Annotated in this window: 15 protein-coding genes; 8 read left to right on the top strand and 7 right to left on the bottom strand. The window is 70.6% G+C overall.

Features of this window, described 5'->3' with window-relative positions; genetic code table 11:
* Positions 1-54: 54 nt before the first annotated feature.
* From ACZ1DY_RS18590 to ACZ1DY_RS18575, 4 genes are read right to left on the bottom strand one after another with little or no spacing between them, the layout of a single operon-like run.
* Positions 55-780, bottom strand: a complete 726-nt coding sequence (locus ACZ1DY_RS18590) for an SRPBCC family protein (protein ID WP_465485100.1) — start codon at positions 778-780, stop codon at positions 55-57.
* Between the two features lie 30 nt (positions 781-810).
* Positions 811-1680, bottom strand: a complete 870-nt coding sequence (locus ACZ1DY_RS18585; protein WP_465485099.1) for a sucrase ferredoxin — start codon at positions 1678-1680, stop codon at positions 811-813.
* Positions 1677-2960 carry a cupin domain-containing protein gene (locus ACZ1DY_RS18580; protein WP_465485098.1) on the bottom strand — a complete coding sequence of 428 codons (1284 nt, stop codon included), beginning with the start codon at positions 2958-2960 and terminating at the stop codon, positions 1677-1679. The genes ACZ1DY_RS18585 and ACZ1DY_RS18580 overlap by 4 nt, the downstream gene beginning before the upstream one ends.
* Positions 2947-3156 (bottom strand): hypothetical protein, encoded by a 210-nt coding sequence (locus tag ACZ1DY_RS18575; RefSeq protein WP_126731016.1) that lies wholly within the window; start codon positions 3154-3156, stop codon positions 2947-2949. Before ACZ1DY_RS18575 ends, ACZ1DY_RS18580 begins: the two co-directional genes overlap by 14 nt.
* Before the next feature lie 335 nt (positions 3157-3491).
* Between ACZ1DY_RS18575 and ACZ1DY_RS18570 the strand changes: the two genes are divergently transcribed.
* A complete protein-coding gene (locus ACZ1DY_RS18570) occupies positions 3492-3860 on the top strand; it encodes an STAS domain-containing protein (protein ID WP_257487423.1) in 369 nt (122 codons plus the stop codon).
* Here the strand turns inward: ACZ1DY_RS18570 and ACZ1DY_RS18565 are convergent.
* From ACZ1DY_RS18565 to ACZ1DY_RS18555, 3 genes are all read right to left on the bottom strand, one after another.
* The gene (locus tag ACZ1DY_RS18565; RefSeq protein ID WP_465485097.1) at positions 3846-5069 is read right to left on the bottom strand and encodes an NAD(P)/FAD-dependent oxidoreductase; all 1224 of its coding nucleotides are present in this window, start codon (positions 5067-5069) and stop codon (positions 3846-3848) included. The two genes, ACZ1DY_RS18570 and ACZ1DY_RS18565, sit on opposite strands and share 15 nt — an antisense overlap.
* A 35-nt stretch (positions 5070-5104) precedes the next feature.
* On the bottom strand, positions 5105-6118 hold the full coding sequence (locus ACZ1DY_RS18560) for a DUF5914 domain-containing protein (protein WP_465485682.1): 1014 nt from the start codon (positions 6116-6118) through the stop codon (positions 5105-5107).
* A 69-nt stretch (positions 6119-6187) separates the two neighbouring features.
* Positions 6188-7069, bottom strand: a complete 882-nt coding sequence (locus ACZ1DY_RS18555; RefSeq protein ID WP_465485096.1) for a MerR family transcriptional regulator — start codon at positions 7067-7069, stop codon at positions 6188-6190.
* Between the two features lie 418 nt (positions 7070-7487).
* Between ACZ1DY_RS18555 and ACZ1DY_RS18550 the strand changes: the two genes are divergently transcribed.
* From ACZ1DY_RS18550 to ACZ1DY_RS18520, 7 genes are read left to right on the top strand one after another with little or no spacing between them, the layout of a single operon-like run.
* Entirely contained in the window at positions 7488-8570 is a 1083-nt protein-coding gene (locus ACZ1DY_RS18550; RefSeq protein WP_465485095.1) for a polyprenyl synthetase family protein, read from the top strand.
* On the top strand, positions 8567-10084 hold the full coding sequence (gene crtI, locus ACZ1DY_RS18545; protein ID WP_465485094.1) for a phytoene desaturase family protein: 1518 nt from the start codon (positions 8567-8569) through the stop codon (positions 10082-10084). Before ACZ1DY_RS18550 ends, crtI begins: the two co-directional genes overlap by 4 nt.
* Positions 10081-11043, top strand: a complete 963-nt coding sequence (locus tag ACZ1DY_RS18540; protein WP_465485093.1) for a phytoene/squalene synthase family protein — start codon at positions 10081-10083, stop codon at positions 11041-11043. The genes crtI and ACZ1DY_RS18540 overlap by 4 nt, the downstream gene beginning before the upstream one ends.
* Complete coding sequence (locus tag ACZ1DY_RS18535; protein ID WP_126731004.1) at positions 11044-11385, top strand: lycopene cyclase domain-containing protein; 342 nt, start codon at positions 11044-11046, stop codon at positions 11383-11385. It abuts the gene before it with no gap.
* Positions 11382-11702, top strand: a complete 321-nt coding sequence (locus ACZ1DY_RS18530; RefSeq protein ID WP_126731003.1) for a lycopene cyclase domain-containing protein — start codon at positions 11382-11384, stop codon at positions 11700-11702. The genes ACZ1DY_RS18535 and ACZ1DY_RS18530 overlap by 4 nt, the downstream gene beginning before the upstream one ends.
* On the top strand, positions 11699-12430 hold the full coding sequence (locus ACZ1DY_RS18525) for a class I SAM-dependent methyltransferase (RefSeq protein WP_465485092.1): 732 nt from the start codon (positions 11699-11701) through the stop codon (positions 12428-12430). The genes ACZ1DY_RS18530 and ACZ1DY_RS18525 overlap by 4 nt, the downstream gene beginning before the upstream one ends.
* Positions 12427-13995: an FAD-dependent oxidoreductase gene (locus tag ACZ1DY_RS18520; protein WP_465485091.1), complete on the top strand. Its 1569-nt coding sequence runs from the start codon at positions 12427-12429 to the stop codon at positions 13993-13995. The genes ACZ1DY_RS18525 and ACZ1DY_RS18520 overlap by 4 nt, the downstream gene beginning before the upstream one ends.
* Position 13996 lies beyond the last annotated feature (1 nt).

The raw sequence follows: 13996 nt of genomic DNA, 5'->3' as shown, positions 1-13996 counted from the left end.
GCGATGACGGCCGCGACCCGGATCAGGGTCGCGGCCGTTCCGCACCTGAGGCCGTCACGAATCCCGGTGTCCCGCCCAGCCTCCTTCTTTTTCGGCGGCGTCCACATCGGCATCGGCGGTCACGGTGTGCGCGAGCGCGGCAACGGTCTCCTCGAGCCCGCGCTGCACCTCCTCGTCATCCGCGTCCCGGACGCTGTGCAGTGTCACCGTGAGACGGGACGCCGCGGGACCGGCGTCCTCGATCGACAGTTCCCCCTGATAGTCATGCGGCCCTTGGGCTCCCCAGCGCAGTGAACGATTGGCCTCGTCGACCTTCAGCCACGCCTCGCCTTCCACATGTTCACCGTGGACGTCGGCTTCGACGTGCACCGCCTCGCCGCCTTCAGGCTCGGCACGACTCATCCGAGGGAAGTAGCGAGGCAGGTTCCGCGGCTCTCGCAAGTAGGCGAACAGATCTGCGGCGGGCATCTCGATGGTCGCGGTGTGCCGGTATTCGGTCATGCGGCCGGGTACCCCGCGGCTTGTGCGCGAAACGGCACCGAGCCGGACGATCAGCGGAACCGCGAGGACGCCCAGCACGATCACGATCAGGATCGTGATCCCGAGTACGTTCGCCGGGACCAGCGGCGCGATCACGAACAGGGCGACCAGCATCCAGCCCGCCGACGTGACGATCCCGACGGCGAACGATCGCCACTTCCGGTCGCTCGGCCGGCGCATCAGCAAGCCGCCGACGACCATCACCCCGCCGATCGCGCCCCACCACCACTGCTCCCCCATGGGCTCCCCCACCTTCCTGGCGGCCCCCGGTCAGTACCGGAGATCCACCAATTCGACCACTCTTATCGTCCGCACGGGCTCGGACGCGCACGTGAGCCGCCTGCCCGCCGGGATTCGGCCTTCGCGCAGGTACACGGTGCAGTCGGGTTCGGCGAAGCCCACCTGCCAGGTATCACCTGCACGCGTGGTCTTCGTCAGCCGGAGATCGTCGATTCCAGCGGCGCCCGTGGCGGCGCGGGCGTGGTGGTGAGCCGCTTGGACGATCGGCGGATACGAGGAACGGCCGCGCAGGAACCTGGGATCGAGGATGCCGTCCACGTACTGGTGATAGAGACCGATCGCGTCGTCCGGACGCAGGCCGCCGAAGGTGAAACCGTGTGGCAGCAACACCATCGAGGGAGCGAAGCGGCAGCCGCCGAGGTGGCTGCATTCCCAGGTGGCCCCGGGGAACTCCGCCGCCAGCGCGGTCGCGAGCGAGCGGCCGCGCACCGCGCAGCAGGTGTCGTGTCTGCCGTGGACGCATACCAGCGCGAGGGGTTCCGGCCACACGCTCCCCGCCGCGGAGGTGACGCGGGAGAGTTCCGCGGCGTCGGTGAATTCCCCGGTCCGGATCTGCTCGTGGCCGGGGCGAGCGTCGACCCGGAACCAGCGGAAGGGGCGGTCGCGAGTGGACGGACGCCGGGCGACCCGGCGGACCAGGGCGATCCGGCCGCCGACCCGCGCCGCCCACGAGCCGAGGTGGGCGACCGCCGCCGGATCGATCCCGGACTCCTTGAGCGCGAACCGGCCCCACGGGCCCGGATGCTCGATCAGGAGCCAATGCTCCGCGGGCGGGGCCGTTCCTTCCCCGGGATCGCCCGCGGCTTCGGCCAGTTCCGCGCACCGTTGCGCCGCGGTCATGCGGTCGAGGCCATCAGCACGCCTTCCCGGAGCAGGCGGCGCACGAGTACGAGCTGGTCGGCCCGGTCCATTCCCGGGATCTCTCCCAGCCGCCACGTCCTTCCGTCCAGCAGCGCCGCCAAGGCGGTCGAGGTGGAGGCAGGCAACGAGAGGCGGCGATCCGGGAGTTCGAGAACGATCCGGCCGTCCGCCGGCTCACCGATACGGAAGCGCAAGCCGTCGCGACGCCGCACCGAATCCCCGTCGCCCAGGCCCAGCACGAACCTGGCCGTCGCGATCGGCGCCAGCGGTTCCGGACGATTTCCGTGCCATGTCCTGTCCCGGACGTGCCGTGCGACGGCGTCGCCGGGCACCGCCCGCAGACCGGCGATCAGGTCTTCCCGGACGGACTCGACATGGGCTTCCAGCAGGCTCGGGTCCGCGACGTCGATCCCCAGCGGGAGCGATTTGCGCAGCCGTTCCTCGGAACCGGCGAGCGCGGTGAGCGCTTCCACCAAGGCGAAGGCGGTGATCACGTGGACGCCGACGGTCAAATGCGCGGAGACGTCACCCAGCGCCGTCGCCGAATGCAGCCAGCCGCGAGGCAGATACAGCACGTCCCCGGGCTCGAGGACTTCGTCGATGACCGGAGCATCGTCACGGGCCCGCCCGGCGACGGCGTCGGCGTGCTCGCCCCACGGCTGGTCACGCAGAGGCGACGGGTGGACGGGCGTGTGCACCTTCCACCGCTTGCGGCCCGCCGTCTGAAGCACGAAGACATCGTGCACGTCGTAGTGCGCCGAGAAGCCCTGCGACGACGGCGGGGTGATGTAGGCGTTGACCTGCGCGGGGTGGCCGAGTTCGCCGGTCAACCGCGTGGTGAAGTCGATGATGGCAGGCCAGATGCGGTGCAATCCCTGGAGCACGATGGTGCTGCCTTCGGCGAACAGGGCGGCGACCCGGTCGTCACGGACCTGGTCGCCGATTTCCGCGCCGACACCGGCTCCACCGGTGAACGAACGGGAATCGACCACCGCCCCGTCGCGGGCCAGCCGCAGGAACGGCGTCCGCAACCCGCGGCGGGACAGCATATCGTCGACGCCGTCCAGATCGAGCAGATCACCGAAGTCGCCGCCGGTTCGCCGCAGCAACGGTTCCCTGCCCCAGTGCCGGGTGGCGAACTCCTCGACGTCGGAACCGACCAAACGCGACAGGACACTTGCCGGCACGTGGCCGTCCACCGGCTCCGGGACGTTTTCCCCGGTGCCGGTGGACGGCCCGCTCAGCTCAGCTCGCGCCACTGTCCGCGCCGCCGTCGGCTCCACCGTCGTGCTGGCCCGCGGTGCCTTCGCCGGCGCCGGAATCGGCAGGCCCCTCGGCGCCACCGTCGGCCCCGCCGTCGTGTTCGCCGGGAGTCCCCTGGCCGGCACCGGCGTCGGCCGGCCCTTCCCGGTCCTCGCCCGAGGTGGTGGAGATGTCGTCGTCGTTCAGGCTCATGTCGATTCCCTTTCCCATGATCCGGATGAATCAGTGGCCGGTTACCCCGGTTCTTCCCGGAGCACACGTGCGCGGCCATCACGATCGGCTTACCCGCCACCACCCGTCGCAAACCGATTCGAGACCGATTCACCGCGTCGGATTTCCTTGTCCCGCAGACTGCGGAGGCGGCTCCGGCGACGTACGGTGAGAGCACGTGAGGTTCAACTCGCAGCTTCGCGTGTTCGGCGACCTTGCCCGGCCTCGCACCGTCCGGCCGAAGACCGGGTGCGTCCGGCGACGTGCTGCTGCGGGCACTCGAAGTGCGCGTCATACCGCTTCCCGAGGAGACCTCCATGCCATCACCGCACCGAAAAACACCTGCCCCCGTACTGGGGCACGAGCACGCCACCGGTCTGCTGATCCTCACCGTGACCGGCGAGCTGGACGCGAGCACAGCCCCGCTACTGGACCGGCATCTGGACGGGAACCTCCACGATCGGACGGTGATCGATCTGTCCCGGGTGACCTTTCTCGGCGTGGCGGGGCTTCAGGTGCTGGAGGCCGCCGTCACCCGGGCCGGTCACGAGCGCCGCCGGCTGGCCTTGGTCAGTTCGTCGCCGACGGATCTCAGGATCTTGCGGCTCTTCGGCCTCGACGTGCGGGTGCCGGTGTATCCGCGGCTGTCGGACGCGATCCGGGAAATCGCCTCACAGGTCCCGTAGCACCGCGCGAGCGGTCCGTCCCCCGGAGGCGAGCGCGCCCTGCAGCGAACTGGTGTCGCGGTGATCCCCGCAGACGTAAAGCCGTTCACCGAACCGGATCTCGCCGCGGACGTCGTGCGGCGGAGGCATGGCCGGGAGCGCGCGGGGGATCTCGTAGCGCGCGACCAACGGCCAGCGCGAAGCGTCCACACGGTACATCCGGCTCAGTTCCCGCCGCACTTCCGATTCCCCCAGCGGCATGAGCGCCGAGGCGCTGACGAGCGCCGAGCCTTCCGGGGCGTAAGCCGGGCAGACCTCGCTCAGTACAGAGGTGTTGAGGATCGGGCCGCCGCGGGCGTCGACCACGATGACCGGCTCTCGCAACGGTGACCGTGGTGGCGCGAAATACCAAGTCGTGACGCTGTTCCACCGCGGTTCGGGGACGCCGTCGACCAGGCCCGCGGCGGTGGTGCCGTCCGTGGCGACGACGACGGCGCGCGCGGTCCAGACGTCTCCGCCGGAGGTGCGTACCTCACCGTCGCCGACTCGCTCGACGCGCATTCCGGTCCGCACCGCGGAAACGGGCAGCAGCCGGGCGAGTTGCCGGGGCAGCTCGCCCATGCCCAGCGACGGCAACGACGGCGCGGATCGCAGGAAACTGCGCCAGACGAGCCGGAAGAACCGCGAGGAGGTACTCAACCCGGCCTCCAGGAAGACCCCGGACAGGAACGGGCGGAGCACGGTTTCCACAGCGCGGTCCGACAATCCCGCACCGCGCAGTTGGTCGGCGGTCGTGCCGTCGCGTCCCTGGACGATCGACCGCGCCGGACCGCCCGCCGCCCGCGCGGTGAAGGCACCGAGCGCGGCTAGGTCCTTCGCCGACAGATAGCGCCTAGCCGCGACGTCCCGCAGCGCCTTGGGTGTGTCGAGCGGGTTTCCGAGGAGGCTGAGCCGGTCGTCGTCGGCCACCCGGACCGCGCGCCAGAACCTGCCCAGCCGCAGCGCGTCGACGTCCACCAAGCGCTGGATCGCGGGGTACGCGGGATTGAGGATCTGGAAGCCGCGGTCCAGCCGGAAGCCGTCGACGACGTCGGTCCGCACGCGGCCACCGACCTCGTCCCCGGCCTCCAGGACGGTGCAGACGACGCCGGCGCGGTGAAGGTGCAGCGCGGCCGAGAGACCGGCGAGTCCGGCACCGATGACCACGACTTCGGTTTCGTGCACAGGCATCGGAAACGCTCCTCGGTGTCACGGTGGACGCGAACTCAGACGTGTCCTGCTCGCAAGGCATAGCGGCGTTCCGCGTACGCGAGATCGTCCCGCCACAGCCGCGCGGACGCCCGGCGCATCAAAGGCCGCAGTGCCGGGGCGATCCGGGCGGCCTTCGCGAACCCAGGACGATCGGAGGTCGCGATCGTCGCCTCGATCACGGCGGTGCGCGGACGGCCGTCCGGGCCGGTTCCGAGCGGGGTGGCATGCGTCTCCACCACGCTTCCGGTGCCCTCGCCTTCGACGATGGTCATCAGCACGGTCCGAGGCTCGGGGCAGGTGAATTCGGCGATCACCGGCACACCCAGCTTCCCGGCGAGCCGGAAGGTCACTTCGACCACGAACTTGTCGTCCGCGTCGGCGACCTCGTTTCCTTGCGGCGCCGAAACAACCCGCAGCCGCGTGAAGGAATACGGGTGGAACCAGGCGCCGTGCCAAGGGTCGAGCCGGTTCGCGACGACGTCCATCGGTTCACAGATCCCGGTCAGCGTCGCGACCGCGTCGACCGCGAGGTCTCCTAGCGGGCGGTCCGGCACGACCGGCCGTTCCGTCGGAGCCTCACCGCCGAAGCGATCGAGGCGGACCCAGGCGAGCACACCGTCGTCATAGGACGGCAACGGCGTCCAGCCCGGCCGATCGGACCCGACCCGAAGGCCGTGCCATCGGCAGACCAACTCTCCACAATGGACACGCGCCTCCGCCAGCGGAGCGCCCAGATGAGGACAGGCACCGGGACCGATGGTCAGGGCACCGTCCGGACCGCGCCAGGCGACCAGTTCCCGGCCGCCCGCCCGCAGGCCGAGTGGCTTGTCCGCACGGATTTCACGGCTCGCCGCGACGACGAACCAGTTGCCCGCCACCCGGGCGTCGGCGCGTTTGACCGCGGCGTCGATCAGCGCGGGAGCGCATTCCCGGTACGTCGGTTCCTGCCGCGCCCAGGCCGGTTCCCGGAAGGGCTGGACCGGCCAGTTCGACGGCCACCGCTCGAGCACCTGCCGCCTGAGATCCACCACAGACTCTCCCGTCCCGCGATATCCGACGGAACCATCCTCTGGCACTTGGAGCGATCTCGCAACGGTTCAGGACTTCAGCCGCTCGGCGGCGACCTCCAGCGCGCCGTCGAGATCGTTGACCCACGGGGTGCCGTGCACATCGAGTCCTTCCCAGCCGGGCCCCGCGACGACGACCTCGAAACCCTGCTGCTGGAGACGACGGCGGAGCAGGTCGTCGACCGTGGTGACGGACATCGACCAGAGCACGATCAGCACCGGATCCAGCTTCGAGGCCATGCCGGCGACGGTCTCCGCGGGGACCATCTGACCGAGATAGACCGCGGGGATACCGATCTCGACCATCGACGCGCGAAGGATCTCGACCGGCAGACTGTGCCGTTCGTCCGGACAGCAGGAGAGGAGCGCGCCGCGTTCCGAAGGTGCCGTGGCGAATCGGGCGACGTAGCGCTGCAACGCCAGGGAGACCTCGGTGGTGAGCGCCCATTCCGATTCGAAGCAGACGTCGCCCCGCTGCCAGCGGCCGCCGAGGTTCCGCAGGATGGGCAGGAGCACGTCGGTCCACGTCGCCGCCGCGCCGAGCGAGTCCAGCGTTTCGTCGAGCAACGCGGCGATGGAGGCGAACTCCAGATCCTCCGCGGCCCGTTCCAGTTCGTCGACCCGCCGGTCGGCCGGGACTTCGGGGAGCGCGGCTGCGGCGCCGGAGAACGCGGCCGCGGCGGCCTCACGGGCACGGATACCGCGGTCGATCAGCCGCTGCATGTACTGGAGCCTGCGGACGTCCGCGTCCGAGTACCGGCGATGACGCCCGTCGGCCCTCAGTGAAGGTCCCACGCCGTACCGCGTCGCCCACGTCCGGAGCGTGACCGGCGAGATGCCCAGCACTTCGGCGACCTTGCCGGGCGTCCACGAACCCGTGGGCCGAAGGCCGTTCTCCTCGTCGACTTCCATTCAGTACCACGTTTCGCACGAAGACATCCGATGCCCGAGCTTACGTTGCTCACCGTCGGTCGAACCTCGAACACGGTACGTATGGCGTCCACTGAGGAACGAACGCCCGGCGGTGCCGAGGGCGATCGGGAGGGGACCGATCCGCCAGGCACCGCCGGGCGTCCGGAACCCGGCTCAGGGGAGGGGCGCCGGATTCCCGGAGGGTGGCGAGGTCCCGGCCACCTCCGTCGCTGGGCGGTCATCTTCGATTCGTGAGCGATCCGGGGTTTGAGCCCGGAACTCGAGGGAACCCTGGCTTCTGGTGTCTACCGGAGGATCCCGCTCGAGTTGCGAGGCTGTCACCCGATCCAGTAGACAAGGTACACCGGCAATGAAACGGTTGCGAATCGAATCACCGGATGGCGGAAGGGACGGTCGGATGGCGTCGATCATGGCGGAAGAGGCGCCGGCCGCCTGGCTGGACACCCTGGGCCGACGGTGCCTCGCCGAGGCGTACGGTTTCGTCGAGGCACGGGCCGCCGAACATTTCGCCGGCCACGGCGAGGGTGAACTCGCCGAGACCGCCATCCCGGAGTTCGTCGCGGGTGGGAAATTCCTTCGCCCGATGTTCGCCTACGTGGGCTGGCGATGCGGCGGACCGGAATCGGACGCGGCCTTGCGGGCCGCGGCGAGTTTGGAACTGCTCCACTGTTTCGCGCTGGCGCAGGACGACGTCATGGACGGCTCACCGCTGCGCCGCGGCCGCCCGGCGCTGCACGTCCGGTTCGCGCGCTGGCACACCGAACAGGGCTGGAGCGGATCCGCCGACCGCTTCGGGGAATCCGCGGCGACCCTGTCCGGCGATCTCTTCCTGGTCTGGTCGGAGCGGATGCTCCGGGAATCCGGCCTCGACGCGGCGGCGCTGGCCCGCGGCTGGCCGCGATACGACCTCATGCGCGCGGAATTGGCGGTCGGGCAGCTCGCCGATCTCGTGAACGACGCCAGGACGCTCCCGGACTGGGAGACACTGCTCGACGTCCTGCGCCGGAAGTCCGGCAACTACACCGTCCGCAGACCGCTCGAATTCGGCGCCGCGCTGGCGGGGTGCGGGCCGGACGTCCTGGCCGCCCTCGCCGAATACGGCGGCCTGGTCGGTGAGGCGTTCCAGTTCCGGGACGATCTGCTCGGCGTCTTCGGCGATCCGGCGGTCACCGGCAAGCCCGCGGGCCAAGACCTCCGTGATCGCAAGGCGTCCAGTGTCGTGGTGCTCGCCGCCGAGATGGCCGACCGGCGGCAGCGCGCGGAACTCGGCGAACTGCTCGCGCCGTCGACGGTGGACGACGAAGCCGTGGCCCGCTGGCGCGCCCTGATCACGGCGACCGGGGCGCGGGAACGCCTCGGCGAGCTCATCCGGGAACGGGCCGAGAAGGCCCAGGCCGTGATCGACCCGGCCGTGTTCCCCCGGCACGCCGCGGATTCGCTGGCCGTCCTGGCCACCAAATGCACGGAGCGCGACCAGTGAAAACGGTGCCGGGGCCCACGGACCGGGTCGTCGTGGTGGGAGCGGGGCTGTCGGGACTCGCGGCCGCCCTGCACTTGGCGGGCCGTGGACGCTCGGTCACCGTTCTCGAACGCGATCCCTGCCCGGGTGGTCTCGCGGGACGCGTGGAGCGCAAAGGCTATCTGCTCGACACCGGGCCCACGGTGCTCACCATGCCTTCGATCCTGCGGGACACCTTCGGCGCCGTCGGTGCCGAACTGAGCGAGGAATTGCCGCTGATCCGGCTCGACCCGGCGTACGTGGCGCAGTTCGCCGACGGCAGCACGCTGCCCGTGCACACGGACGCCGCGGCGATGACGGACGCGGTCCGCGAGTTCGCGGGCCCGGCGGAGGCCGCGGGTTACGTCCGGCTCCGCGAATGGCTGACTCGCCTGTATCGCACCGAGTTCTCCCGGTTCATCGACTCGAACATCGACTCGCCGCTGGGCATGCTCCGGCCGGAACTGGCGCGGCTGGTGGCGCTCGGCGGCTTCCGGCGGCTGGATCCCAAGATCGGCTCGTTCCTGTCGGACGAGCGGCTGAAGCGGGTGTTCACCTTCCAGGCCCTCTACGCGGGCGAGTCGCCGATGCGGGCACTGGCGCTCTACGCGGTCATCTCCTATATGGACACCGTCGGTGGCGTGTATTTCCCGCCCGGAGGTGTCGCGGCGCTCCCCCAGGCCCTCGCCCGCGTCGCCGCGGCGAACGGCGTCGTCTTCCACTACGGCGACCCCGTGAACGCGCTCGAACGGGACGGCGGCCGGATCCGCGCGGTCCGCACCGCGGGCGGCGAACGCCACCCGTGTGACGCCGTCGTGCTGACGACCGAGCCACCCGAGAGCTACCGGCTCCTCGGCCGGCACCCGAAGCGGCCCGTCCCGCTGCGGCCCGCGCCGTCCGCGCTGATCCTGCACACCGGAGGCCCAGGTGAGCACTCCGCCATCGGCCACCACACGATTTCCTTCGGGCAGGGCTGGGCTTCGACCTTCGACGAGCTCATCTCCACCGGGCGCCGCATGACCGATCCGTCCCTGCTGATCACCCGGCCCACCGCGACCGATCCGGGACTCGCCCCGCCGGGGCGGCAGCTCTTCTCGATCCTCGCGCCGGTACCCAATCTCGACCGTGGCCCGGCGGACTGGACCGCCGATGCGGGCCCGTACGCCGAGGAGATCCTTTCCGTGGCCCGGGAACGCCTGCTGCCGGATTTCGAACCCGAGTTCACCGAGGTGATCAGCCCAGCCGATTGGGCGGACCGCGGCCTGGTCGCCGGGACCCCCTTCGGCTACGCGCACTCGTTCGGTCAAACCGGACCGTTCCGTCCTCGGAACTTCCCGCGCGGTAACGAAAACGTCGTCCTCGCCGGTGGCGGGACGGTACCCGGTGTCGGCGTCCCGACCGTGCTGATCTCCGGCAGGCTGGCCGCCGACCGGATCACCGGGACACCGGGGCGCGGCGCACGCGTGCTCGATCTGGCCGCGGAGGCGAACCGATGACCAAGCACGAACTCGACGCCGCCGGCATCCGCGATCCACACCTTCGTGCCGCCTATACGTGGTGCCGCGGCCTCAATGCCCGCCACGGGCGCACGTACTTCCTGGCGACCCGCATGCTGACCGCGCCGCAGCGGCCCGCGGTCCACGCGCTCTACGGTTTCGCCCGATGGCTGGACGACATCGTCGACGAACCGGATCCCGCCGCCACGCCGCGGTCACTGGCCGCGCGACTGTCCGAAGTGGAGGGTCGCTTCCGCGCCGATCTGGCCTCGGGCACGAGTACGGATCCCTTGCTCAGAGCGGTGATCGACACGGCGGCCAGGTACGAGCTCGAAGAACACCTCTTCCGCGCCTTCTTCACGTCGATGCGGATGGATCTGAGCGTCACCGACTACGCCACGCGAGACGACCTCGACGTCTACGTGCACGGCTCGGCCGAGGTGATCGGCCTGCAGGTGCTGCCGATCCTCGGCGCGGTGACCCACCGCGAGGAGGCCGCCCCGCGAGCGGCCGCGCTGGGCAAGGCGTTCCAGCTGACCAACTTCCTCCGCGACGTCGCCGAGGATTTCGCGCGAGGACGGGTCTACCTGCCCGCGGACGAGCTCAAGGTGCACGACGTCGACCGGGACCGGCTGGCCTGGTGCGCCGAGCACGGCCGGGCCGACGCACCGGTACGGGCGGCGATCAGGGACCAGATCGCGGTCACCCGGCGGATCTACGCCGAGGCACGGCCCGGAATCGCGATGCTGCACCCGGTCTCGCGCCCTTGTGTCGCCACCGCCGCGACCCTCTACGGGGAGATCCTCGACCGGATCGAGGACGCGGGCCACGACGTGTTCGCCCGCCGGGTGAGGGTGACACGCCGCCGACGGCTCGGGGTCGCCTGCGGCGCATTCGCTCGTTCCCAGTGGGCCCGCAGGCGGCATCCGGCGCCCGCTCCCCCCACGGCGGTGAGCTGAGTGGGCAAATTCGAGTACCTGATCGTCCTCGCGGCCTGTGTCCTGGTGACCCTGCCGCTGGAAATGGCGGGCGCCCGCGTCTACCGGCAACCGAAACGGCTCGCCCGCGCCCTGCTCCCGGTGGCGCTGGTCTTCCTGGTCTGGGACGCGCTGGCGATCGCCGCCGGGGTCTGGGGCTACGCGCCGGAATTCATGACCGGCGTCCATGCCCCGTTCGCCATCCCGCTGGAGGAGATCCTGTTCTTCGTCGTCATCCCGATCTGTGGCTTGCTCACCTACGAAATGGTCCAGCTTTCGCTCACCGTGGCCCGGCGCCGCGGCGAACGGGCGGTCCGCCGGTGATTCCCTGGGGTTACACCGTTCCGGCCGTCGTCGCGGTGGTCGTGGTCGTGCTCGCCGAGGTCGTCGTGCTGAAGACCGGTCTGTTCCGGAAACCCGCCTACTGGATCACGATGGCCATCGTCCTCGGCTTCCAGATCCCCGTCGACGGCTGGCTGACGAAGTTGTCCGCGCCGATCGTCCTCTACGCGCCCGAGCACGTCACCGGCTGGCGCTTCCCCTGGGACATCCCGGTCGAGGACTTCCTCTTCGGCTATGCGCTGGTGACCGCCGTATTGCTGCTGTGGGAACGGTCCCGGCCACGCGAGGAGGCGCGGTGAACGCCTTGGCGCGAGACGGCCTGCCGCGGGACACCGTGCCGTCGGCCTTCGACACCGAAGCCCGCTTCTACGACCGTCTGGTGGGGGCGAATCCCGGCTATCACCGGCATCTGCTGCTGTCCGCCCAGCGGCTCGATCTGCCGTACGACGGCCAACACCTGCGCTTGCTCGACGCGGGCTGCGGCACCGGCGCGTCCACCGCCGCGCTCGTCGCCGCGGCACCCGGAGCGAAGATCACGGCGTTCGACGCCTCCCGCGAAATGCTGGCGCGAGCCCGGGACAAGACCTGGCCCGAAGGGGTCGAGTTCGTCCACACGCCGGCGGAAGAGCTGGCGGGGGTGGAGGGGCCGTTCGACGCGATACTGGCGGCCTATCTCCTGCGCAACCTCGCCGACCCCACGAGCCAGTTGCGCCGCCTGCGTGGCCTGCTGCGCCCGGGCGGCCGGATCGCCGTGCACGAATACTCGGTCCGGGACTCCCGGCGAGCCCGCTGGGTCTGGAACGCGGTCTGCGCGGCCGTGATCATCCCTCTCGGGAAGATCGTCACCGGCGACGCCACGCTCTACCGCCATCTTCGCCGCAGCGTCGCCGAGTTCGACGGAATCGGCTCTCTCGCCCACCGTCTCACCGACGCCGGCTTCACCGACGTCCACACCGCCACCGTCCCCGGCTGGCAACGCGACATCGTGCACACCGTCGTCGGCACAGCTCCCGAGGAGACTCCGTGACCTCTCCCCTGGACCGCCGCCTGGTCACCTATCCGGCGTCGCGCGGCCTCGCGGACGCCGGGCAACTCGGCGCGCGCCCCACGGTGGCCGTCGTGGGCGGCGGCATCGCCGGTCTCACCGCGGCGACCGGACTGGCCGAACGCGGCGTCACCGTCACCGTCTTCGAACGAGAAGACCATCTCGGGGGCCGGGTCGGCGGCTGGCGGGAGCGGCTGCCGGACGGCACTCCGGTGACGATGAGCCGGGGCTTCCACGCCTTCTTCCGCCAGTACTACAACCTGCGTACCTTGCTGACCCGCACGGATCCGCATTCGGAGCGGCTCACCCCGCTCTCCGACTATCCGCTGTTGGACGCGCACGGCCGCATCGACACCTTCGCCGGGCTCCCTCGCACACCGATCTGGAACGCGGCGGTTTTCGCCTTGCGGAGCCCGACTTTCACCCCCAGGGACCTCCTGCGGCTCAGTGGACGCGAGGCGTTGCCACTCGCCACGGTCAGCGTGCCCGAGACCTATCACCGGCTCGATCACATCGACGCGTCGACCTTCCTCGAAGCGATCAACTTCCCAGCGGCCGCACGGCATCTCGCGTTCGAGGTGTTCTCGCGCAGTTTCTTCGCCGACCCGCGGGACCTGTCCGCCGCGGAACTGGCGGCCATGTTCCACCTCTATTTCCTCGGCTCCAGCGAAGGACTCGTCTTCGACGTGCCGACCGAGCCGTTCCCGCAGGCACTGTGGGATCCGCTCGCGAGCTACCTCGCCGGGCGCCGCGTCGAAATCCGCACCGGCGCGGCGGTCACCGCCCTCGGCCGGACGCCGGACGGTTTCGAAGTCGAGACCGGTGGCCGCACGGAGGGCTTCGACGGGGTGGTGCTCGCCTGCGACATCGCCGGGCTGCGCGACCTCGTCACCGCATCCCCGGACCTCGCGACCGAGTCCTGGCGGCGCGCGATCGGGGAACTGCGCACCGCGCCGCCCTTCCTCGTCCGGCGGCTCTGGCTCGACCGGCCGGTCGAGCGACGACGTCCGCCTTTCCTCGGCACCGGCAGCGTCCCGCCGCTGGACAACATCAGCCTGCTCGACCGGTACGAAGGCGAAGCACGGCGCTGGGCGGCGCGCACCGGCGGCTCCGTCGTCGAACTGCACGCCTACGCGGCCGCCACCGCAGATCAAAGCGGCTTGGAGAAAGCCCTCGAACAACGGCTTCACGAGATCTACCCGGAGACCCGGGACGCGCGAGTGGCCGGGGAAAGCACGTTGTGGCGCGAGGATTGCCCACTGTTCGGAGTCGGCGACTTCGCCCGGCGGCCGGCCGTGCGGACTCCCGACCCGCTCCTCGCGCTCGCGGGCGACGGCATCCGGATCGACCTGCCGGTCGCCCTCATGGAGCGCGCGGCCGCCACCGGCTGGGCCGCGGCCAACACCCTTCTCGGGCATTGGGGCCTCGCCGGTCACCCGCTTCGTTCGGTCCCCAACCGAGGACGGATCGGCCTGTTGAACCGGCTGGCCGCCTCGAAGTACCTCGGCGGGGGCCGGAGACGGCGTACCGGGCTCGCCGCGGGCTGAA

It is taken from the genome of Amycolatopsis sp. PSD-21, from assembly GCF_055561455.1.
The sequence above is the reverse complement of the archived record's forward strand: the minus strand, read 5'-3'. Positions and strand labels throughout refer to the sequence as shown.

Bases quoted from the DNA above. Each gene is read 5' to 3' on its own strand.
- ACZ1DY_RS18555 (WP_465485096.1), bottom strand. From the start codon at position 7,069: ATGGAAGTCGACGAGGAGAACGGCCTTCGGCCCACGGGTTCGTGGACG.
- ACZ1DY_RS18585 (WP_465485099.1), bottom strand. From the start codon at position 1,680: ATGACCGCGGCGCAACGGTGCGCGGAACTGGCCGAAGCCGCGGGCGAT.
- ACZ1DY_RS18565 (WP_465485097.1), bottom strand. From the start codon at position 5,069: ATGCCTGTGCACGAAACCGAAGTCGTGGTCATCGGTGCCGGACTCGCC.
- ACZ1DY_RS18540 (WP_465485093.1), top strand. From the start codon at position 10,081: ATGACCAAGCACGAACTCGACGCCGCCGGCATCCGCGATCCACACCTT.
- ACZ1DY_RS18590 (WP_465485100.1), bottom strand. From the start codon at position 780: ATGGGGGAGCAGTGGTGGTGGGGCGCGATCGGCGGGGTGATGGTCGTC.
- ACZ1DY_RS18570 (WP_257487423.1), top strand. From the start codon at position 3,492: ATGCCATCACCGCACCGAAAAACACCTGCCCCCGTACTGGGGCACGAG.
- ACZ1DY_RS18575 (WP_126731016.1), bottom strand. From the start codon at position 3,156: ATGAGCCTGAACGACGACGACATCTCCACCACCTCGGGCGAGGACCGG.
- ACZ1DY_RS18550 (WP_465485095.1), top strand. From the start codon at position 7,488: ATGGCGTCGATCATGGCGGAAGAGGCGCCGGCCGCCTGGCTGGACACC.